Annotated in this window: 4 protein-coding genes; 1 reads left to right on the top strand and 3 read right to left on the bottom strand. The window is 71.9% G+C overall.

Annotated features, from left to right (window positions below; genetic code table 11):
- Both ND748_RS24300 and ND748_RS24295 read right to left on the bottom strand, forming a co-directional pair.
- Nucleotides 1-559 (bottom strand): hypothetical protein (locus ND748_RS24300; protein ID WP_251748286.1); only part of this gene is annotated, 559 nt, incomplete at its 3' end.
- A 1,823-nt stretch (nt 560-2,382) separates the two neighbouring features.
- The gene (locus ND748_RS24295; RefSeq protein WP_251748285.1) at nt 2,383-3,264 is read right to left on the bottom strand and encodes a LuxR C-terminal-related transcriptional regulator; all 882 of its coding nucleotides are present in this window, start codon (nt 3,262-3,264) and stop codon (nt 2,383-2,385) included.
- A 948-nt stretch (nt 3,265-4,212) separates the two neighbouring features.
- Between ND748_RS24295 and ND748_RS24290 the strand changes: the two genes are divergently transcribed.
- Nucleotides 4,213-4,728, top strand: a complete 516-nt coding sequence (locus ND748_RS24290; protein WP_251748284.1) for a DUF6458 family protein — start codon at nt 4,213-4,215, stop codon at nt 4,726-4,728.
- A gap of 215 nt (nt 4,729-4,943) precedes the next feature.
- Here the strand turns inward: ND748_RS24290 and ND748_RS34235 are convergent, their stop codons facing one another.
- On the bottom strand, nt 4,944-5,243 hold the full coding sequence (locus tag ND748_RS34235) for a helix-turn-helix transcriptional regulator (protein ID WP_285902628.1): 300 nt from the start codon (nt 5,241-5,243) through the stop codon (nt 4,944-4,946).
- Nucleotides 5,244-5,419 lie beyond the last annotated feature (176 nt).

Here is a 5,419-nt window from a genome sequence, read left to right as displayed (position 1 = left end):
GCTCGGCGGCGAGCAGGTGCTGCAGCAGGGTGAACGTGGTCAGGTCGCCGACGACGCCGCCGGACTCGTTGCCCCGCGCGACGAGCCCGACCGCGCCGGCCGCGACCGCGCCACGGGCCTGCGCGACCGAGGTCACCTCCGCCCAGACCCGCCGGCCCCGCCGGATCAGCTCCCCCGGCTCCCAGCGCCGGTCGGTCCCGGGGCCGACCGGCGCTCCAAGATCGCCGGCCGTGGCGCCGCCCGGCCGGGGGGCGAGCACCACGAGATCCACCGCGTCGGGCAGCTCGTCCGGACCGACCGGACAGCCGGCGGCGACCCGGACCCCGAAGCGTCCCGGCGTCCAGCGCGCTGCGTCCCGCAGCGCGTCGCGCGCCGCTCGCGCCGAGCGCCCCAGGTCGAGCACGCCGAGACCGCCGGCCCGGGTAACGGCGGCGACGAGGGCGGCGGCGGGCTGGGCGAATGGTGTGATCACAACGACCAGCTCGCGTGCGTCGAGCGGGTCAGGCGCGTCGGAGCCGGCCGGAGAGGCCTCGGGTGACACGCGGGGTGCGGTGGTCATCGGCAGGTCCTCCTGGCAGGTCGCGGCCGGGGCAGGGTGATGAGGGGGACGAACTAGTCCGGGTCACTGAGCCCGCCGAGGCCGTCCGATCGTCCGACCGGTCCCGCGCCCCCAACGCGTGGTCCGCCCCCGGGTCACCACAAGGCCATATCCAGGACAAGAGGCGCACCGATCAAACCAACGTGATGGACACGTTCCGGACGACGAGATCGTCCACATCATCGGTGACCTCCTGGCCGGTGCCGCTGGGCGACAGACGTCCCGGGGAAGCTGCATCTGCACTGACTACGCGGAAAGCGAACGGACCCCCAACAACTCTTGCGGAACTGGTGCGCTCGGTGGTCGGGACGACCGACTTGCTTAGCCGACCCGACACTGTCAACGTGCGCGGAATACTAGTCGGCTCGGTCCGGAGCACTGCACGGCGGCAGGCCAAAGTCGCGATCACACCCGCCTTCGACAGCGGCCTTGATCGCCGTGACCTGGTCGGAGCCGCTTCGGTCCAGCGGTTCCCCTGCGGCCGGACATCGCCAGTGATGTCGCGGATCGGGATTACGCAGAGCCCGCGCGGATGTGCACCGGGCGACCTCATCAATCCCGGCGACGATCGGCGGAGGTCACGAATTGGTAGCACCCAGGGCGCTATCCCGGACCACCGAACCCGGCGGTTTCCATTCGACTTCGGTCGGCTAAAGGGGTGATGAACAGTCGAGCACACATTCCTCGGCCCCGGATCGGCCCGCGCAAGGCCAGCAGAAAACGGAGGAGAGAGTGCCGCCGCAGACGGTATCGAACCACGGGTGTAGAGCATCCGGAAATCGATCGTGATAACCGCCGGCCGGGTCAGTCGCCGGCGGTCGGGTGGCCCCTTCGGGCCCCACCCGGCTAGCAAGGACACGGGTCAACCTAGTCACAGTGTGCCATCAGCCGCAAGCGGGGCCGAGCGGAGGGGTGTCGACGTTTATCACCGCGCCACCCAACCGGACCAACCCGCTACGACCGGCGAAGGCCAGCATCCCACAGATGGGGCATGTCGCGCATCTTACGCAGAAGCCACAAAAGAGATGATCTACGTTAATCAGGACGAGACGCAGCCTGGCGCGGGCCGCCGGCACGGCCCCCGTCCTCGCATTCCACCGGCGGCAGACCTCATCGGGGCAGGCCGGACGGCCTCCAAGGCGCTCACGCGGGCGCGGCGGAGCCGCGAACCAGCGCAGGTGATTGACCGAAGCACTTCTGGGCCATCTTCACCGTCAGGGATCAGCCGTGACGGTGGGACCACGACGACGACCACGCACGACGACGACGCACGAGGAGAGGACATCGGGGCGGCTCGGGCCGAGCAGGCCCCCCGGACATGACACGACCGCGGGTGGCGGGGCCGGTCTCGGCCCGCGCCACCCGCGGTTCGTCGGAAGTCAGTTGTCGAGGCGCGCCCGTGGCGCGTCGCGTCGGTGCGCCGGTCTTCCACCCTGCTGGCGGGCCGACCGGCCGGCGGGCCCCATGGGTCGATGGGCACCTGGCGCCCGCGCCGTCGCGGCACGGGCCGGTCTCCTCGCCGGGCATGTCCGGCCTGGTCAGGCTGTCAGACTGCCGGGCAGGCCCGGCGTGTCGCCGGCCGGTAGACGACCGGCCGGCAGGAGGACCGCCGCCGCGGCCGAGTGGACCGACATCCGGGGTCCGGGGTGGGAGCGGCGGCAAGGGGCAGGGGCAGAGTGCCGGGGCGGCAGCGGGCCGCGGACGCGAGACCTCGAACCGTGACCCGCCGCGTCTGGACGCGGCCGGAGTTCTCCGACGGTCGGGTCAGTTTCGCAACCGGCGAGTCAGGGCCGGGGCGGGCTGGGCGGCGCGAACGCGCTGGTCTCGCGTTGCCAGGCAATGGCGAGCTGGGTGCGGTTCGAACATCCCGTCGCCACGAGAGCGTGGGTGAGGTGGTGCTTGACCGTGTCGATGCTGATGCACAGCGCCTCGGCGACCTGCCGGTTGGACCGGCCCTCGGCGACGAGTCGCACCACGTCCCGCTCGCGGGCAGACAGCCGTCCCGCGACCGACGGACCGGGATCGGTCCGGATGTAGAAGCGCAGCAGGTTGCCGAGATGACGGCCGAGGACGGCGCCGACCGCCCGGTCCCGCGGGCCGAACGCGCCCGGCCGCGAGTCCAGCAGGGAGATGAGTGCGCCCACGTTCGACGGGCCGAACAGGCGCACGAGCAGCTTGGCGTGGATGCCGTGCGCGCGCAGGAAGCGCTCGAGGCGCATCCGCACCTCGGGACGCTCCGGAACACCCAGGTCATCGAGGGTGGCGAGGCCACGCTCGCGGACCGAGCGCAGGCTTTCCGGGTTGCTCAGCGCCTCCAGCTCCCGGTAGCGCTCCATGTACGGGCCGGCCAGGCGCAGGGCGAGCCCCCGGCCGGTGGGCCGGGCGTCCTGGAACGCCGTCTCGATCGAGGAACCCAGGAAGAAGGCCGAATGGCGATAGCCCAGGTGGCGGGCCATGCCGTCGAGCGCCAGTTCACGGAAGGAGGCGAGCGAGGAGGCCCGCTCACAGTCCTCCACGACGCGCAGGATGCCGCGCAGCTCGGCCGCTCCGAGCGCGAGGTCACGGGGCATCGGGGCGCCGGTGCGGGCAGCGGCTATGCCCGGGCGCATCGGCGCGCCCGGCGCGGTCCGGGCGGCGGGCGCGCCCGGGACCTCACCGCGGCCCATGGGGGACCCGGTCAGCGGGGGCCCGGAGCGGGGATGAGACAATTGCCGAGCAGTGGCACTGCCCGTGCTCGTGGTCGGCGCGGGGTGCCGCGCCGGTGCCGGCGCCGCGCGATGTGGAGTGGTCGGCGGAGCGGGTGAGCTCGCCGAGGCTCGCCTGGCGATGTGACCCGCCATGCCTATCTCGGTGGATGTGTCCACGGTCACGCCGATTCGCGGCCGATGGGGCGCGTCCTCGCCGATAGCATCGGTCGAGCGGGGAACTCGGTCGGTCACGCGTGCCTCCGGGGGTCAGACTCAGAATCAAACCGGGCGGTAGTCCGGCTGTGGCGATGCCACCGGGTGAATTTCCGGTGAAGATGGACATGTTCGGCAAGCGTAGGGCCCACCTCCCTCGCTACGCCACCAGTTGCCCGCGCCCCTCATTCGCGGTCGGGCCAAACCCACCGCTTCGGTGGGAGAATCGTGCCCCCAACCCGGCCATATATTTCCGGGACCGCCACCCTCGCGCGTGAAGCGACCATTTCGGGTGATTTTTCCCTCCCGAAACCATCCCCCAAACGGGCCACCTCGTCAGCGGTATGCCGGCCCTGCGGCCCCCCGCTCGCCCCGTCCAGGCCGGGATCCAGCCTGTCTGCGAGCAAGCGGCACGACGGACGCGAAACGTTCCCGCCGCCCGCCACCCTCCACAATGGGTGACCACCCACCCACTAGGTGCCTCACCAGCATGGGCCATCGTCACCGAGGGTATTAATATCGGCGGCCCACCGTTTCGGTAGGTGCACCTCCGCCGGTCCCCCGCGAGGTCCATCGCTCACAACGCATCCCGCCGGATTCGCGCAGACCCGGTACGGTCTCGCGCCACCGATGCCCTCCCGCCGATGCCGCGCGGGCGGCAACCATTGCGGTCCGCCGCCGCCCCGCCCACGGGACGAACGAGGTGAACAACTGATGACCCTGGGTCTGTCGGTCTTCCTGGTTGTGGTGGGTGCCACGCTGCGATACGCCCTGACGTGGCGAGTGGTCGGGGTAGATCTCCCGGTTCTGGGGCTGATTCTGATGGTCGCGGGGATCGTCACCTCGGTCATCTGCGTGCTTCGAGCCGTCGTCCCGCTGCCGACGCGGGCCTCGGCGCGCGAACGCAGCGCCGATCTGCGCGGCTGGCCCGCCGACGCCGACGGCCGGAGCCAGGCGGGTGGCCGGCCGCCGAGTCGAACAATCCCGCTGGCCGACGGCCGCCGGGGAGAGACCGCGCGACCCGCATCCGCCGATTCCCTGACCGTTCCGGACGCACTCGGCGCCGTCCCCTTCCCTGTCGCGGATGCGGATGCGGATGCGGACGCGCTCGAGTTCGGGGAACCGTATCCGGACCTTGCCCAGCGCCCGTACCTCACGCTGGAACAACACGTCTTCGGCGGCCGGGCCGAGGCCGGACCGGCCGAGCCCCGTGACGAAGCCGGGATCTGAGGCGACCGGACCTCCTGGCCTGCCACCGCGTCGGATTCTGGCCGCCCGCCGTCCGGGAATCCGGATGCCTCCCCCACCGTCTCAGCGGCTCACGCCGTTTCAGCACCTCAGGTTTCAGTACCTCGGACCGTCGCCGCGGCTCAACACTGCGGGCAGCCTCAACACCCTCGGACCTTCTCAGCGTCTCGGACCGTCTCGGCGTCTCGGACCGTCTCTCAGAGCAGGTGAAGTTCGCGGGCGCGGTGTACCGCGTCCCGGCGCCGCGGCACGTCGAGTTTGCGGTAGACGCTCTTCAGGTGGGTCTTCACCGTGTTCACGGAGACGTAGAGCTCGGCAGCGATCTCGGCGGTCGTCAGCATCGTCGGCAGGTAGCTGAGAACCGCGAGTTCCCGATCGCTGAGGCGGTCGCCTGCGGCCGGGCCCCCGCCGGACCGCCGCCGCTGCGGCTCACGGGACCACCTGTCCGCTGCGCCGGTCCGCGGGACGCCACCGAGCGCGTCGCCTCCCGTGCCCAGGTGCGGCCCCGGGTACGCGCCGTCGGGTCGCCGACCGCGCCGAGCCGGATCGGCCGTGGTCCCCGGCCCACCAGATCCGCTCGGAACGCCCGATCCCCTCGGCCCGCCCGATCCGACTGGAACGCCCGGCCCGCTCGGCCCGCCCGGAACGCCCGGGCCGCCTGGGACACCCGGCC

The sequence above is a fragment of the Frankia sp. AiPs1 genome (genome assembly GCF_023716945.1).
GTDB lineage: Bacteria > Actinomycetota > Actinomycetes > Frankiales > Frankiaceae > Frankia.
This window is presented reverse-complemented; position numbering and strand designations above follow the sequence as displayed.

What these genes read in the sequence shown, in the direction of transcription:
- ND748_RS24295 (WP_251748285.1), bottom strand. Translation starts at nt 3,264, where the DNA reads ATGGGCCGCGGTGAGGTCCCGGGCGCGCCCGCCGCCCGGACCGCGCCG.
- ND748_RS24290 (WP_251748284.1), top strand. Translation starts at nt 4,213, where the DNA reads ATGACCCTGGGTCTGTCGGTCTTCCTGGTTGTGGTGGGTGCCACGCTG.